Origin of the sequence: Rhizobium laguerreae (assembly GCF_019778565.1) — a bacterium.
Classification (GTDB): domain Bacteria; phylum Pseudomonadota; class Alphaproteobacteria; order Rhizobiales; family Rhizobiaceae; genus Rhizobium; species Rhizobium laguerreae.
The window spans coordinates 26,279-40,708 of the sequence record NZ_JAAXQT010000005.1; the positions used below are offsets into that span (position 1 = coordinate 26,279).

A 14,430-nucleotide genomic window follows, 5' to 3' on the forward strand; every position below is an offset into this window, starting at 1 on the left:
TGCTCAGGAGAATTGCCATTTAATGTATAACATGTTATATAATTTCCCATACAAATGGAGATCGGCATGGTCGAGGATGTGGTCCGGACGCTGGGATTTCTGTGCATGGGCAGCCGGCTGCGGCGCATCGGAGAAAGGCTGCAGGCCGATACGCAGCAGGTCATCGACGAAGCAGGCCTTGGCATCCAGGCTGGCCAATATCCATTCCTTGCAGCGATCGATCGGTCTGGGCCGCTGACGATCGGCGAGCTCGCGCAGGCGGTGGGCATCACCCAGCCCGGCGCAACCCGCACCGTCGGCCAGCTTCTCGAACTTGGTTACGTCGACATGCAGCCGGCCCCGGATGATCAGCGTCGCAGACTGGTCTCGCTGACCGACAAGGGACAGGACCTCGTCGACCATTCGAAAAAGGTGATCTGGCCGCGCATCGCCGCCGCCGTTGCAGATCTCTGCGGCGATCTCGACGGGCCGATCCTCGAACAGCTCGCGGCCATCGAGGACGGGCTTGCGGCGGTGCCGCTTGCGCGCCGCAACGCCGCCGAGGAGGAACGATAATGCCCCATATCCTCGACCGACCGATCTGGAGCGCGCTGGAGACCGCCCATGCCTATCTTGCCGAAGGCGGCAAGTTCGCGCGGCGATACCCTCCCTCCATCGTCCCTTTCGCGGCGTCCGCCGACGAAACGCCGGAGAGCCTCGACGCCCTGGAGAACCTGCTTTCGCAGGAGGAGAGCATGATTCTCGTCGAATCCGGTCCGATCGCCATTCCACCGGGTCTTGCCGTCGCAACGGAGGCATCGGTGGTCCAGATGGTTGCCGAGCGGCCCCATGAGCGGATTTCCGATCCTCGCATCCAACCGCTGACGGAGTCCGATGCCGCCGACATGCTTGATTTGGCGACACTGACGAAACCCGGGCCGTTCACGTTGCGAGCCCAAAGCCTCGGCAGCTTCTGGGGGATCAAGAGCGAGGGCCGCCTCGTGGCGATGGCCGGGGAACGGATGCGGCAGACAGGCTTCATCGAGCTCAGCGGGCTTTGCACCCATCCGGATTTCAAGGGACGCGGCCTCGGCACCCTGCTCTTCCGCTTCGTTGCCGGCGAAATCGCATCGAGCGGCGACACCGCCTATCTGCACGCCTATGCGGCGAACACATCGGCCATTTCGCTCTACAAGACACACGGCTTTGCGCTTCGCGCGGAGATGAACATGCGCGTGGTGAAACGCCGTTCCTATCGCACCGCCGGCGGCAGCACTTCGAATTTCCAGAATTTTTCCGGGCTGAAATAGGTCGTGGCAAAAGCGCGAATATCTGCGGCGGCAACCTTCTCGTAGCCGCTGAGATTGTCGCGTATCCGGTCTAAACCACGCGAATCCGTCTGAGCGCCGTGCAGATATTCGATCCAATATTCGTTACCCTGCTGCTGATGCTTCAGTGTCTCGATAATGGGTTCCCGGGCGCGCGTGAGTTCGTCCGGGGAGACATCACGCGACCGCAGATCCTTGGCGATCTCGTCGACGAGTGCGTAGAAGCGCGCGACCTTTGCCGGGTCTGTCTCGACGTAGAAATATGCGTAGCCGTAGCCAGGGAGTTCACTTGACAGGTCAGCATCGCCCTCCATCACATAGCTTGATCCCTCTGCGATACGAAACTGGTCGATCAACCTGTTTTGGAAAATCTGGGTGGCGAGATTGGCGGTGAAGGACCGCGGCAGGTCGGAAAGCAAATCGCCAATGGGAACCCCTACCGCGGCGGCGGCGTTATCTGCCCTGCCGTTATGGGCCTCCACAACGGGCTTCTCGGTCGTCGCCGGAAAACGCACGTCGCTCCCGTCGTCGCTCGACGTCGTCTGCGAGCGCGGCGGCAAGGCGCCAAAGGTTTCAGCTGTCAGCCGGATCGCGTCGTCCACCGTCACGTCGCCGACGATGGTGATATCGATTGGGCCGTTGGAGATCATAGGTTGGAACAGCGCCTCGAAATCGTCTGGATGAGCGGCCGACAACTGTGCGCGATCGGGGAAGGTCCAGCGCGGGTCGCCCGAATGGACGAGACCTGGGAAATCGCGGCTGACAACGCCGCCGGGCGTCGCCTCATACTGATCGATACCGCTCAAATAGGCTTGCTGCACACGCTTGAAAGCCTCGGGGCGATAGGCGGGATCGGAGGTGTATGCGGTCATGAGCTGCAGCTGCGTTGCAAGATCTTCAGTCCTTGTACGACCGTCGAACCTGAAGGAGCTATCGCCTACCGAGAAATCGATGCCGACGATGTTGGCCGTCAGCGCTTTCTGGATATCCTGGTAATCTATGGCCTTGACGCCGGACAGCACGACGGCCGGAGATGCCCAGATCGGGGCGGAACGGTCGTGCGGCAGGTCCAGCCGACCACCGCCGATATTTTCACGCACCAGCACTTCGTTGGCACGCAGCTTGGTTGGCTTGACGGTAAGCCGTACGCCGTTGGAAAAGCGCACCATGGCCAAGCCGAGATCGTCGACGGCGCGGCGTTCGACCACGGCGCCCGGCGCGCCGAAATGGGCGTAGGGCCAGGCGACGTCAGCTGCATTGGATAGCGCCGAGACGGCAACGGCATTCGAAGCATCGTAGACTTGCCGAACCGCGTCGGCTCCGCCCTCAGGTGATTGGGCCGTCTGTAGCACGACCTGCGGACCGTTGCCGGAGAACGCACGCTGCAGCGCCTGATTGACCTCGGCCGCCGTGACGCCGTTCGTCATCGTCTCGAACAGCGAGAGGTCTTCGGCAGGCGAGGTGAAGACTTGATAGTCATCGACGCTGCTCGCCAGCAGGGAAGCGACGTCGGTGGTCGTGCGCGTCGCGGCTCCGGCCGCAGCAGCCTGCAGGGCCGAACGATAGTCGAGGATTTCGCGATCGATCTCCGCCTGCGTAGCGCCGAACTCCTGGATACGACGCTGTTCCTGGTCAATGGCCGTGAGCGCCGCCTGCCATTTGTCCGGCTCGGAGTTCGCCGCAATCAGCACGACATGAGCGGAATCGACGATATCCTGAGAGCCGACACCCGCACTGATGAACGGGGCATCCGCCTTGCCGGCGATGGTGCTCACCCGGCGATTGAGCACCATAAGTCCGAGACTTTCAATAAGTTCGGCCCGGCGCTTGGCGAAGGTGTCAGGCGCCGCGTCAAAGAGACGTGTCCAGGCGACCTGTACGCTCGTCATGCCGCCGGGAACAACGATGAGGTCGGCGCTTTCGCCTTTCGTCACCAGCGTGCCGAGATCCGGCTTTGCCGGCGCCGGATCGACGGCCTTCCAATCGCCGAAGCGCTGCAGGATTTCCGTTTCCATGGCGGCGGGGTCGATATCGCCCACCACCATCAGCGTTGCCCGATCGGGTCGGTAATTGGCCCGGTAATAATCACGGACGAGGGCCACAGGCGCATTGCTGATGATGTCGGCTTTACCGATCGGTGCCCGCATGGTCGCACGCTTACCGGCAAGCAACGAATTCATGATTTCAAGCGCCGCGCGATACTGCGGTGTGTCGCGCAGCCGCTCCTCCGACAAGATGACGCCGCGTTCGCGATCGAAGGCGTCGGCGTCGAGGCTCAACTCGCTCGCCGTTTCTCGCATCAGCATCAGGCCCGTCGAAACCGTGTCTGCATCGACCTCGGGCAGATCGAGTGCATAGACAGTCTCGTCATATGAGGTATGGGCGTTGGTGTCCGGCCCGAAGGCCAAACCCTTGCGCTGCAAGATACGGATCATCTCCCCTTCGGCGACATGTGTGGAACCCTTGAAGGCCATGTGCTCGAGAACATGCGCCAGACCCTGCTGGTTGTCGTTTTCGTCGAGCGAACCGGAGCCAATGCGAAAACGGATCGCCGCCTGTCCGGGCGGCGTGACATTGCGCATGATCGCAAATCGCATGCCGTTGGCGAGCATGCCGAAACGCACGTGGGGATCGGCTTGGATGTCGCTTTGCGTTTGTGGCCAGGGCACGGACGGGCTGTCCGCATAGGCTGGCGACATGAAGTTTGCGGCGAGGGAGATCGTCGCGAGAAACCACCACACCGTGGAGCATTCCATTTTTTTGTGAGACATTCTTGTCCAGGTGATGAGAATGAAGAGGGTAGATCGCGCCAACCTGACTATTCCACAGGTTGCATTCCCCATCAACTTCCATGTTTGTAATGAATAAGAAGTAGATAACTCTCCCTAGGACAGGATGATTTTACGCCCGGTCGGCCAAAAATCTGAATCCTGTTCTCAATTAAAGAGTTAGAGCATGATGTCGTCCGAAAACTGCTCACAGGTTTCGGCATCATGCTGTGGGTGTCAGACCAATGTCATCGAACCCGCCTAAGGGATTGCGCCTCGATACTGTCACCAGGAGGCGTTTTCGATGGCGACATTGGAGCAGGTCGCGTTCCGGGCAGGATGCTCGCTGGCGACCGCAAGCAGGGTTCTCAACCGCAACGGACCGGCCAGCGACCTGATGGTGCGCAAGGTGCGCCGTGCGGCCGCCGAACTCGGTTATCGCCCGGCCGGCTCGTCCGCCGGCAGGCTCGGACGCAGGCCTGTGATCGGCGTGCTGATTCCGAGCATCACCAATCCGGTGTTTGCCTCGTCGCTGTCGAGCATCCAGAACCGCATGCTGGTGGCCGGCCATGGCGTCCTGATCGCCCAGTCGAATTATGATCCGGCGCGCGAGGCCGATGCCGTCGCAGCACTCCTGAACGACCGGCCGACCGGGCTGATCCTCACCGTCTGCAATCCGTCGACCAGCCAGGCGCTGCTTGCGAAGCTCCCGCCGACCGTGCTGCTCAACAACCTGCCGACGGCGCAGTTTCCGGCGGCTGTTACCGCCGACAATCGTGGCGCCGGCCGCGAGGTCACAACATTTCTGATCGGCATGGGCCATCGCCGCATTCTATTTCTCTCCGGCAATTTCGCCGCCTCCGACCGCGCCCACCTTCGCTACCGCGGTTATCTCGACGCTATGGCCGAGAACGGGCTGACACCACTCGATGCCGTACAGATCCCGTTCGTCAGCGGCTATGACCAGCTCGATCTTGGCGTCGCGATGACTTCGCTTGCGCCGACGGCGATCATCGCCTCCAACGATCTCCTGGCGCTCGGCGTCATCGGCGCGCTGAAGCGCGAGGGGCTTTCCGTGCCTGGGGATGTTTCGGTCGCCGGCTTCGACGGCATCGCCATCGGCCGGCTGATCGATCCACCGCTGACGACCATCGAAATGCCGGATGCCAGCATGGGGGCGACGGCCGCCTCGCTGCTGCTCGACATGGCGGAGAATGCCGCCCCTGCCCGCCATCTTAATGTCGCCTATACGCTTCGCCGCGGTGGCACCGTGCGCGCCATCTGACGCTTGCGAAACAACAAGGCCGCCACGCGCTCGGCGTGGCGGCCCTGCCCTGTTCCCGATTGGGAAACCGATCAGCTGCGCGGCAGCATGCCCTCGACATCGGCGGCTGCGTCATCGAGCGCTTCCTTCGGCTCGGCCGACTGGTCGACGATGCGCGAGAGATTGTCGACGATGGTCTGCGTGACCTTGACGCCATTCGAGCCTGGGAAGGCATACCAGGGGATCATCACCGGCATCTGGCTGAGGCCTGCCTGGAACAGCGGGTTCTGCTTGTAGAAATCGCCGAGATAATCGGCCGACTTCGCGGCGAGCTCGTTGTTCGGGACATAACCGGTGCCGGGCACGACGACGGAAGCGCCATAAGGGCCGGCGGCGAATTTGGCGAACTTCCAGGCGGCATCCTGCTTGGCGGCGTCATGCGTCAGGATGACGACGGCGTTGCCGCCGGTCGGCAGGCGGCCGTTCACCGGATCGATCAACGGGATCTTGGCGGTGCGCAGATCGAACTTGTTGCCGACATTCTTGATCGTGTTGCGCAGCGCGCCTGTGGTCTGAAACTCAAAACCGACCTTGCCGGCTGCGAAAGCCTGTTCGCCGGCGGCCTTGGTGAACACAGGCATACCGCCTTCGGTGACCAGGCGATGCAAGACTTCGACGGCCTTCTGGCCTTCCGGCCCATTGAAGGCAACCTTGCTTTCGTCGTCGCTCAGCATCTTGCCGCCGGCGCCGAAGAGCAGTGCCGAAAACATCCAGTCGTCGCCCTGCCAGCGGAAGTCGATGCCGTCGACGCCATTGCCGAGCGCCTTGATCTTGCCACCGAGCGCGATGACCTCATCCCAGGTCTTCGGCGGATTTTCCGGATCGCCGCCGGCCGCCTTCACGAGATCGGCGTTGTAATACATGATCGGGTTGGAGGTCGCGAAAGCCAGGCCCACCTGCTTGCCCTTGACCTGAGCAAGCTTGAGGATCGTGTCGGAGAAGCCCTGCTCGCCCATGTTGCCGTCCTTCTGGACGAGCGGACCGAGGTCGACGGCGACGTCGCGTTCGTCGAGCATGCGCAGGCGATTGAGGCCGATGAAGGTGATATCGGGCATTTCGCTGGTGCCGACCTGGCGAAGGATCGTCTGGATGCCTTCTTCATAGGTGGCCGACGGGCTGGCGAACTGGATCTTGATATCGGGATTTTCTTCCATGAACTTCTTCGAGATCGTGTCCATCACGTCCTTGAAGAAGCCCGGCATCGGGTAGTGAACCGTCAGCGTCGTCTCGGCATGCGCGGGAAGCGCGATTGCCATCGAGACGGCCGCTGCGGCGAGAAGCTGGGTGATATGTTTCATCGCTCGTTCTCCTGGGTTGAAACCGGTCAGCCTTTGAGACCGGTCATGGTGATGCCTTCGACGAAGCGCTTCTGCGCAAGCAGGAAGGCGATGACGAGGGGAAGGGTAATGGTGAGGGTCGCCGCCATCAGCGCGCCGTAGTCGTCGCCGGCCTCGGCGGCGCGGAAATACATCAGGCCGAGCGGCGGTGTGGCATAGTCCTGCTTGCTGATGACGATCAGCGGCCAGTAGAGATCGTTCCAATGGGCGACGACCGAAAAGATGGCGAAGGCCGTGACCGCCGGCCAGGCATTCGGCACGATGACGCGGGCGACGATTCCGAGTTCCGACATACCGTCGAGACGTGCGGCATGGATGAGATCATCAGGCATGGCGCGGAAGAACTGCAGGAACATGAAAATTGCGAAGACCGAAATGGTGAAGGGCGCGACCAGGGCGGCATAGCTGTTGAGCAGCGCGGCGCGGTCGAAGGCGACATAGAGCGGCAGCGCGGTCGCATGGATCGGCACTAGCAGGCCGAGCATGACAAGCACCATCATGGCGCGGGCGGCGCCGAAGCGCAGCTTTGCCATGGCGTAGGCGCAAGGGATCGCCACCAGCACCTGGAAAAAGAAGATCAGCCCGCAGACGACGACGCCGTTCCACAACAGATGCGCCATCGGTACCCGGCTCAAGGCCTTGGCGAAATTTTCGGCATAGGTGAAGTGCGCCGGGATCAGCGACAGCGACGAGGTGAAGATGTCGCTTTGGGCCTTGCCGGCCGTCGAGATCATGAAGACATAGGGCGACAGGAAGATGATTGCGCCGAGCGAAAGCAGCGCCAGGCGGATGATCCTGCCGAGGGAAGAAGCGTTCGTCATCATGTGTAATGCACCCGGCGATCGAGAACGCGGTACTGCAGGAACATCAGCACCACCAGGATCAGCAGAAAGACCACCGTCATCGCGGAGGCATAACCGACGCGCAGATAGACGAAGCCTTCCTGGTAGATCGTGAAGAGCAGCACCTCCGACGCCTTGTTCGGGCCGCCCTCGGTCAGCGTCTTCACCGTCTCGAAGACCTTGACTGAATTGGTGATGCTGATGGTGATGACGAAAAGCGTCGTCGGCCCGAGCATCGGCCAGGTGACGAGCAGGAACCGGTCGAGGGAGGATCTGGCGCCGTCCACTTCGGCTGCCGCGTAAAGCTCGCGCGGGATTGCCGTCAGTCCGGCCAGGAACAGCACCATATTGAAGCCGGCCGATTGCCAGACGCCGATGATCGAGAGGCTGTAAAGCACCGTGCCGGAGCTGCCCAGCCAGTTCGGGCCGGGAATCCCGACGAGGGCGAGCAGTGCGTTGAGCGGGCCGATTGTGGGGTGGAACATATATTGCCAGACGGTCGCCATAGCGACGATCAGCGAGGCGACCGGGAGGAAATAGGCAGTGCGGAAGAAGCTGCGCGCCTTCGTCTCGCTCTCGATCAACATGGCGATGCCGAGACCGAGAAGGATCGAGACGGGTGCTACGACCGCGGTATAGACCGTCGTATTCCACAGCGACTTGCGAAACGTGCGGTCGGTGACCAAATGCGCGTAATTCTCGAAGCCGACGAAACGGAACTTGCCGTAGCCGAGTTCGAAATCGGTGAAGCCGAGCACGATGACTGATGCAACCGGCAAAAGCACGAAGAGGAATAGCAGGACCATCGCCGGCATCACCAGCATCCAGGCGATGCGGGCCTCGCTGCGCCGATGCGCAACGGCGGCATCCTGCGGCACGGCCATGGAGACGATGCTAGCCATGCGCCCTCTCCCGCTGGGCATCGCTTATTGCGAGCCCGGCATCGCTTGTAGCGAGCCCGGCATCGGCAGCGCCGAGCCCTGCATCACCCACTGCAACGCCGCCGGCCAGCCGGCTGCCGTCTTCGGCAAAGATCAGCGTGCGGTCGGGCAAAAGCCGCAGCCCGACCGGATCGCCGGCAACAAGGCCGGAGGCTTCGGCCGGTTGAACCTTGGCGACGATAGTCTCGCCGATCGCGTCCAGCCGGCAATGGAGGATGACTTCGGAGCCCAGGAATTCGACGCGTTCGATACTAGCGGCAAGGCCGTCATGCCGGCTCTTGGAGACAAAGACGAATTCCGGGCGAATGGCGAGCGTGACCGGCATCTTGCCGCCGGGCGCATTCTCAAGCGCCAGGCGCAGGCCGCCGCAGAGAATGACGCCGCCTTCGGCAAAGGCCGGCAGGAGATTGATGCGCGGCTGGCCGATGAAGCGGGCGACCTCGATATGGGCGGGATCGTCGTAGATGACCTCGGGGCTGGCGATCTGCAGCAACTTTCCGCCCATCATCACGGCGACACGGTCGGCCATGGAAAGCGCTTCCGCCTGGTCGTGAGTGACATAGAGCGTCGGCACGCCGGCGCGGCGATGCAGGTCGACGATCTCGCCTCGGGCGTGAACGCGCAGATTGGCATCGAGATTGGAGAGCGGTTCGTCCATCAGGAAGATGCTCGGCTGGCGCACCATGGCGCGGGCCAGCGCCACGCGCTGACGTTGGCCGCCCGACATCTGGCCGGGCTTGCGGTCAAGCAGGTGGTCGATCTTCAGCGATGTCGCCATATCCCTGACGTCGCGGGCGATCGCCCTCCGGGTGGCGCGCTGGCCCGGCATCAACGACCCGATGAAGGGCAGCCGCTGCATCCTCGACAACCGACGCATCGCCAAAGGCACGGCGATATTCTCAGAGGCCGTCAGATGCGGATAAAGCGCGTAGGACTGAAAGACCATGGCGATGTTGCGGTCGGCGGCCGCAACGCCGGACATATCCAGCCCGCCGATCAGGATCTCGCCCTGGTCGGCGTGGTCGAGGCCGGCAAGGACGCGCAACAGCGTGCTCTTGCCGCACCCGGAAGGACCGACCAGCGCGATGAATTCGCCGGCGGCGACATCCAGGCTGACGCCATCAAGGATCTGGTTGCCGCCGAACGCCTTAGCGATGCCGCGAAGCGAGAGCGCGCTCATTCGACGGGTTCCCGCTGCTTGACCGCCTGGGGGTAGACCTCGTGCACGACATCGTCGAGCACATGCGCGGTCATGCCGGGAACGGCGACGATCGTGCTTTCGACACCAGTATCGAACTCGTGGACGACAGCGCCGATCAGGCGCTCGCCCGGCATCTCGCGCTCCATCTTGTCGATGATGAAGGCGGCCGACGGACCCCATGTCAGCTGGGTATTGCCGAAGCGACCCTGCCAGGCCCAATGGAGATGGCCGCTTGCGAACAGCGCCACGTCATGAGCAGCGATCAGATCATAGAGCCGCCGGCGCTGAGCCGGGCGAACGCTCCAATATCCGGTATCGCCTTCGTCGGGTGCATCGACGAATAGCGGCTTGTGCGCAAACAGCGCCACCCGCCGCCCTGCCCTGTCGGACAGCGCCTGGTGAAGCCATTCGAACTGCGCCTCTTCCTCGTCATCCTCATGACCGAGAAGCAGCGAGTTCAATCCGATGAAGCGCCATCCGGCCGCATCTTCCAGCCAGCGGTCGTCGCCGGCAAGGCTGCGCCAGCGGGACAGCCGCTCGGCAGTGACGGGCTGATCCGATCCCTTGAGGTGGCCGATATCGTGATTGCCGGGGACGATCAGCATCGGGATCGACACCTGACGCATCAGATCCATAGAGAAGGTGATGTCGTCGTCCTTGTCGGCGCCATCGACGGTGAGATCGCCAGTATGGACGATCAGGTCGGCACCGGTCGCTTCGATCCAGGTCAGAAGCGGCGCCCAGTTGCCGTTGAAATGCGGCTTGCCGGGGCTGAAATGGGTGTCGGTGATCTGAATGATTTTCATGGGGGCGCGTCTCCGAGACGTCGGCAGCGCCTCACGGGCGCTCCCTTCTCGTGCCCTCTCTAGAAGGCTCCCATGTCAATCACACAGCTGGAATTTTCACCTGTTTCTCAGTTTTGACATCAATCTGTCATGTAAGAAGAAGGCTGCCCGCGGGAACCGGGGCAGCCTTCGCCTGCATTTGGAATTGAGATCGCGGTGAAATCAGTGCCGTCGTGCGTTGGCGGGAATGGATGATACCGTTGCCGAGACAGGGTCGCTTGCAGGAAAGCTGTCCTCGAGGCCTTCATCGAGTTCCTCTTCCAGCGTTTGCCTGTCGCCGGCCGAACGCGCACTCGGCTGGCCGATCAAGCCCTTGCTGCCTTCGTCGAAATTGCCGTTGCTCAAGGCATCGTAACGGTTGATGCTGCCGTCTGCTTCTGCGCCGGCAAAGGCGGTCACCTGAACCATCATGACCTTGGCGTGGTCGACCGCCGTCGTATCGTCGAGCTCGCCATGGGAGTTGTCGATTTTGACGGAAATCGATTCTCCTCCCTCGCCCAGGAATTCGACGGTGAAGATGTCGCCGGCTTGTGTCACCCGAGTATCGATCAGCTGCATGGAAACCTCCTGTGTTCATGCACCTCAACGGCCATCGAGGTCCGGAGTTCCATTTCAATGCAAGCGGCCGGCCTCGCGACGATTGACCGGCTCGGGAACAAATAATGCGGATGCGAGCTCGTTCGAGGTTCAACAGGTCGCGTCCATGTCGAAGTCACCACTGTCGCCCTCTGAAAAACGCTCGTTCTGCGATATTCCGGCAGATCGGAAACGCGCATTGATATCGAGCTATTCGGAGGCGTTGCGCAAACTCGCCAGATCGGCCGAAGCGATCGGACGGGCCGACATGCTGCCAGCGCTGATTGAGGTGGCGGACGGATTGAGAGCATGGCAACCACGATTGCCGAGACAGAGGCCGGCGCCGAAGTGCTGGCGCGCACGGCGCGGCTGGTCCGCGCGACTGAGGGAATGCTGGCGTCGATGTCCTCGTCGTCAAACGTCCATTGAACGTTCCTGAGAACGATCGCGGCTGTCCGGCTAGGCCGGCGGCGATCTCCTTTGCCGAAGACCGGCATTTATGGTTAATTTATTAATAATTGCGGGATTATGAATGGAACCAGACAACCTTTCCAACTGTTGATGCTGCGCCGTGGAGGAACCCCGATGATCCTGAAAATCCTTGCACCCAAGATCGACGCCGATTGCCATGACACCGGCACCTGGCCCGATGGGATCTTTGCCGAAAACCGGATCGATCTTTCCGCTCGCCGCGACGGCCGTCGTCGCTCGCCGCATGAGCGCGACTACGGCAATGACAGGAAAGTGGAAAACCTGCCGCTCGGCTTTGCCTGACCATACGGGACGTCGGAAGCGTCAGAGCCTGCGAAAGACCAGAACGCCTGATGCCGGCAACACGGCATTCAGCACTCCCGCCGTTGCTCTGATTCTTCCGCCGCCATTTCCGACGTTCCAGCCGCCATATATCTGAGCATCGGTGTTGAAGATCTCCTCCCAGAGGTCATCGCCCAGGCGTTCGCTGTACAGCCGATAGCCGTGTTCGAAGGGAGCGTCGTTCAGCGACCCCACGACGAGGCAATCCTCGCCGTCGTTCCATCGATGAAACGCGATCACCCGATTTTCGTCGTGAACCACGGGAATGGCGATGTTGCGGGATCGAATAGCATCCTGATGGACGCTGAGCGCGATGAGATCGCGATAACAGCTGAGCATCCCCGCGCCGCTACCATCAGCTTCGCCGAGAATATTCTCCCGGTTCTCGAGGAAATCATTGTAGCGATAGGGTTTCTGGGCGCCGATTTCCTCACCCATGAAAAACATCGGCGTCCCCGGCGATAGCAGCGTCATCGCCGCTGCGAACCGGGATCTCGCCTCCGCCCACGCCCTGGTCTCACCGGCGATTGGCGCGAAATTGACGGCGATAACAGCGGTTCGCGCCGATCCTTCACGATTGCCGCAATCGTCATGCGACTGGTTGTAGACCACCTTGGATCGCGCGCTCGTCTGCAGCGCGCCGGCAAGAGACGACATGGTCAGCGCCCGCTTGTCGCCGAAACCGGCATTCTTCAACAGCTGCGCCTGCGCGCCGCCGTGATATTCGACGAGGTTGTGATGAAAATCACCGTACCAGGTCGCATCGAAGCCGAGCCCGTCGCCGGTCAGGCTTGGCTCGGTCATCGCCGACCAATCCGAATAATCCTCGGCCGTCAGGAAAAGCTGCGGCTTGATCAGCCGCATCGTGCGGGTCCACTGCTTCAGGAACTTGGCCCCGAAGGCCGCGGCCCGATCGGCGCGCCGGCCATCGGCATGCAGCACCGGATATTGATGGATCGAACTGGTCTGATCAAGGCGGAAACCATCGATATGGCAGACGGAGACGAGAAATGCCGCGCTGGAGATGAAAAGCTGGCGCACGGCTTCCTCATGGAAGCGGGGCGCCCATCCCGTGGAGATGTTGTCGATATAGCCGCCTGTCGGATCGGCGTAGTCGCCGGGGCGTCCCTCATACCAATAATAGATGTTGCGGGTGTGATCGGTGGAATCATAGGCCCATTGCGCCCGCTCGCCATCCGGATCGAAGTGGTTATAACAGACATCGAGGATAACGGCGATGCCGCGCTGGTGGCAGACCTTGACGAACATCTTCAGCCGATCGGTACCGCCAGCCCCCTGGTCGGCGGCAAAGAAATGCGACGTGCCGTAACCCCAGTTGGCCCGGGTCTCGAATTCCGCAATCGGCAGCAGTTCCACGGCGTTGACGCCGAGCGCCGACAGATGCTCAACGAAGGCAATGGCATCATCAAGTGTGCCGGGCGCGGCCTTGCCGAAACCGAGTGCGCCGACGTGCAATTCATAGATCACCAGATCCTCGAGCCGCTCCGGAAGTGTTCGGCCGCCAACGAATTCGTCAACCCAGAACGTCTCGGCGGCAACCTCCTGCCCGGATGGAAGTACGACCCGCTTCGGATCGCAGACGACCGAGCAGCTTTGCGGTCCGTCCAATGCCGCCGGCGATCCGTGATAGACGGCTCCATCCGGATCGAAGTCTCCGGCGCCGATCTGCATGAGCGACCAGATATCCGTGCGGTAAGCAACCGATCCATCATCCCTGGTGATGCGGTACATATAGGGCGTGCCGACCATGCTGTCGAAATCGGAAAGGCCGTCGTCCTCGCCGGTTTCAACGCTCCAGAATCCATCAACGGTCCTTCGCATCCCGATGGTTGCGACCGTTCCGGTGCCGTCGTCGGCGACGTAGCCGATGGCAGGATCGGCTATCACGAGCGAAATCGCCCTGGCGTTTGGCGCCCAGACCGAAAAGCGGATGCCGTCGGAACTGTTGGGCTTCTCAACCCGGTTCGCTCCCAGACGGCCGATCCACGTCAGATAATAGGTCTGCGGCCCGATTCCCTGCTGGAGATGGAAGGAGCATTCGCGGCGCGAGGAGGCCTCATCGTCCAATTCAGCGGCGATCGCCCATAGGTCTGGAATGCCCGGCCGATCGAGTTCGATCCCCCAGCGAAAATGCGTACCGATCTCGCCATCGGGAAAGGGCACGCGGGCGACAAAAACATCATAGCCATCCTCGTCACGAGAGCGCTGCATCGGATGAGACGTCCACCCGTTCGAGGGACGGCCTTGGTCGTCCCAACTGCCGCGGAGACGGACATTGTCGAACGCCATCGAAGGCAAACCGCTGCGAAACCGGAATTGAACATTGACGGTCATCGGATCCTCCAAGCCGTGTCGGATTTGCGGTCCCCGCTCATGCGGCCATCTCACTCGGGCATGATCAGCCGGCTGAATACAAAAATGCAAGCATAGATTCGGCATTCAATGCGATCCGGAA

At 61.7% G+C, this 14,430-nt stretch carries 12 protein-coding genes and 1 pseudogene; 5 read left to right on the top strand and 8 right to left on the bottom strand.

The genetic code is table 11. The annotated features are described in order from the left end of the window. Positions 1-66: 66 nt before the first annotated feature. Positions 67-555, top strand: a complete 489-nt coding sequence (locus tag HFO71_RS16590) for a MarR family winged helix-turn-helix transcriptional regulator (protein ID WP_132609467.1) — start codon at positions 67-69, stop codon at positions 553-555. Then, on the top strand, positions 555-1,289 hold the full coding sequence (locus HFO71_RS16595) for a GNAT family N-acetyltransferase (RefSeq protein ID WP_168258398.1): 735 nt from the start codon (positions 555-557) through the stop codon (positions 1,287-1,289). The genes HFO71_RS16590 and HFO71_RS16595 overlap by 1 nt, the downstream gene beginning before the upstream one ends. Here the strand turns inward: HFO71_RS16595 and HFO71_RS16600 are convergent. After that, a complete protein-coding gene (locus HFO71_RS16600; RefSeq protein WP_168258397.1) occupies positions 1,232-4,150 on the bottom strand; it encodes a M16 family metallopeptidase in 2,919 nt (972 codons plus the stop codon). The genes HFO71_RS16595 and HFO71_RS16600 overlap by 58 nt on opposite strands. 229 nt (positions 4,151-4,379) lie before the next feature. On the opposite strand from HFO71_RS16600, the gene HFO71_RS16605 reads away from it, so the two are divergent. Next, complete coding sequence (locus HFO71_RS16605; protein WP_168258396.1) at positions 4,380-5,360, top strand: substrate-binding domain-containing protein; 981 nt, start codon at positions 4,380-4,382, stop codon at positions 5,358-5,360. A 71-nt stretch (positions 5,361-5,431) separates the two neighbouring features. Here the strand turns inward: HFO71_RS16605 and HFO71_RS16610 are convergent, their stop codons facing one another. The 6 genes from HFO71_RS16610 to HFO71_RS16635 form a co-directional block, all read right to left on the bottom strand. Next, positions 5,432-6,697 carry an ABC transporter substrate-binding protein gene (locus HFO71_RS16610; RefSeq protein ID WP_077980993.1) on the bottom strand — a complete coding sequence of 422 codons (1,266 nt, stop codon included), beginning with the start codon at positions 6,695-6,697 and terminating at the stop codon, positions 5,432-5,434. A gap of 26 nt (positions 6,698-6,723) precedes the next feature. After that, positions 6,724-7,560, bottom strand: coding sequence for a carbohydrate ABC transporter permease (locus HFO71_RS16615; RefSeq protein ID WP_077980994.1), 837 nt, complete (start codon positions 7,558-7,560; stop codon positions 6,724-6,726). After that, positions 7,557-8,480: a carbohydrate ABC transporter permease gene (locus tag HFO71_RS16620; RefSeq protein ID WP_077980995.1), complete on the bottom strand. Its 924-nt coding sequence runs from the start codon at positions 8,478-8,480 to the stop codon at positions 7,557-7,559. The genes HFO71_RS16615 and HFO71_RS16620 overlap by 4 nt, the downstream gene beginning before the upstream one ends. After that, positions 8,473-9,699: an ABC transporter ATP-binding protein gene (locus HFO71_RS16625; RefSeq protein WP_168258394.1), complete on the bottom strand. Its 1,227-nt coding sequence runs from the start codon at positions 9,697-9,699 to the stop codon at positions 8,473-8,475. Before HFO71_RS16625 ends, HFO71_RS16620 begins: the two co-directional genes overlap by 8 nt. After that, the gene (locus HFO71_RS16630; protein WP_131642670.1) at positions 9,696-10,526 is read right to left on the bottom strand and encodes a metallophosphoesterase family protein; all 831 of its coding nucleotides are present in this window, start codon (positions 10,524-10,526) and stop codon (positions 9,696-9,698) included. Before HFO71_RS16630 ends, HFO71_RS16625 begins: the two co-directional genes overlap by 4 nt. A gap of 201 nt (positions 10,527-10,727) precedes the next feature. Beyond that, entirely contained in the window at positions 10,728-11,123 is a 396-nt protein-coding gene (locus HFO71_RS16635) for a hypothetical protein (protein ID WP_131642669.1), read from the bottom strand. Between the two features lie 145 nt (positions 11,124-11,268). On the opposite strand from HFO71_RS16635, the pseudogene HFO71_RS16640 reads away from it, so the two are divergent. Continuing rightward, positions 11,269-11,570: pseudogene (locus HFO71_RS16640) on the top strand (hypothetical protein). Positions 11,571-11,726: 156 nt separating this feature from the next. After that, a complete protein-coding gene (locus HFO71_RS16645; RefSeq protein ID WP_003539671.1) occupies positions 11,727-11,915 on the top strand; it encodes a hypothetical protein in 189 nt (62 codons plus the stop codon). Positions 11,916-11,936: 21 nt separating this feature from the next. On the opposite strand, the gene HFO71_RS16650 is transcribed toward HFO71_RS16645, so the two are convergent. After that, positions 11,937-14,309 (bottom strand): alpha-amylase family glycosyl hydrolase, encoded by a 2,373-nt coding sequence (locus tag HFO71_RS16650; RefSeq protein WP_168258393.1) that lies wholly within the window; start codon positions 14,307-14,309, stop codon positions 11,937-11,939. Between the last annotated feature and the right edge of the window lie 121 nt (positions 14,310-14,430).

Coding starts and splice junctions, on each gene's coding strand:
- HFO71_RS16590 (WP_132609467.1), top strand. CDS start 67: ATGGTCGAGGATGTGGTCCGGACGCTGGGATTTCTGTGCATGGGCAGC.
- HFO71_RS16595 (WP_168258398.1), top strand. CDS start 555: ATGCCCCATATCCTCGACCGACCGATCTGGAGCGCGCTGGAGACCGCC.
- HFO71_RS16600 (WP_168258397.1), bottom strand. CDS start 4,150: ATGGGGAATGCAACCTGTGGAATAGTCAGGTTGGCGCGATCTACCCTC.
- HFO71_RS16605 (WP_168258396.1), top strand. CDS start 4,380: ATGGCGACATTGGAGCAGGTCGCGTTCCGGGCAGGATGCTCGCTGGCG.
- HFO71_RS16610 (WP_077980993.1), bottom strand. CDS start 6,697: ATGAAACATATCACCCAGCTTCTCGCCGCAGCGGCCGTCTCGATGGCA.
- HFO71_RS16615 (WP_077980994.1), bottom strand. CDS start 7,560: ATGATGACGAACGCTTCTTCCCTCGGCAGGATCATCCGCCTGGCGCTG.
- HFO71_RS16620 (WP_077980995.1), bottom strand. CDS start 8,480: ATGGCTAGCATCGTCTCCATGGCCGTGCCGCAGGATGCCGCCGTTGCG.
- HFO71_RS16625 (WP_168258394.1), bottom strand. CDS start 9,699: ATGAGCGCGCTCTCGCTTCGCGGCATCGCTAAGGCGTTCGGCGGCAAC.
- HFO71_RS16630 (WP_131642670.1), bottom strand. CDS start 10,526: ATGAAAATCATTCAGATCACCGACACCCATTTCAGCCCCGGCAAGCCG.
- HFO71_RS16635 (WP_131642669.1), bottom strand. CDS start 11,123: ATGCAGCTGATCGATACTCGGGTGACACAAGCCGGCGACATCTTCACC.
- HFO71_RS16645 (WP_003539671.1), top strand. CDS start 11,727: ATGATCCTGAAAATCCTTGCACCCAAGATCGACGCCGATTGCCATGAC.
- HFO71_RS16650 (WP_168258393.1), bottom strand. CDS start 14,309: ATGACCGTCAATGTTCAATTCCGGTTTCGCAGCGGTTTGCCTTCGATG.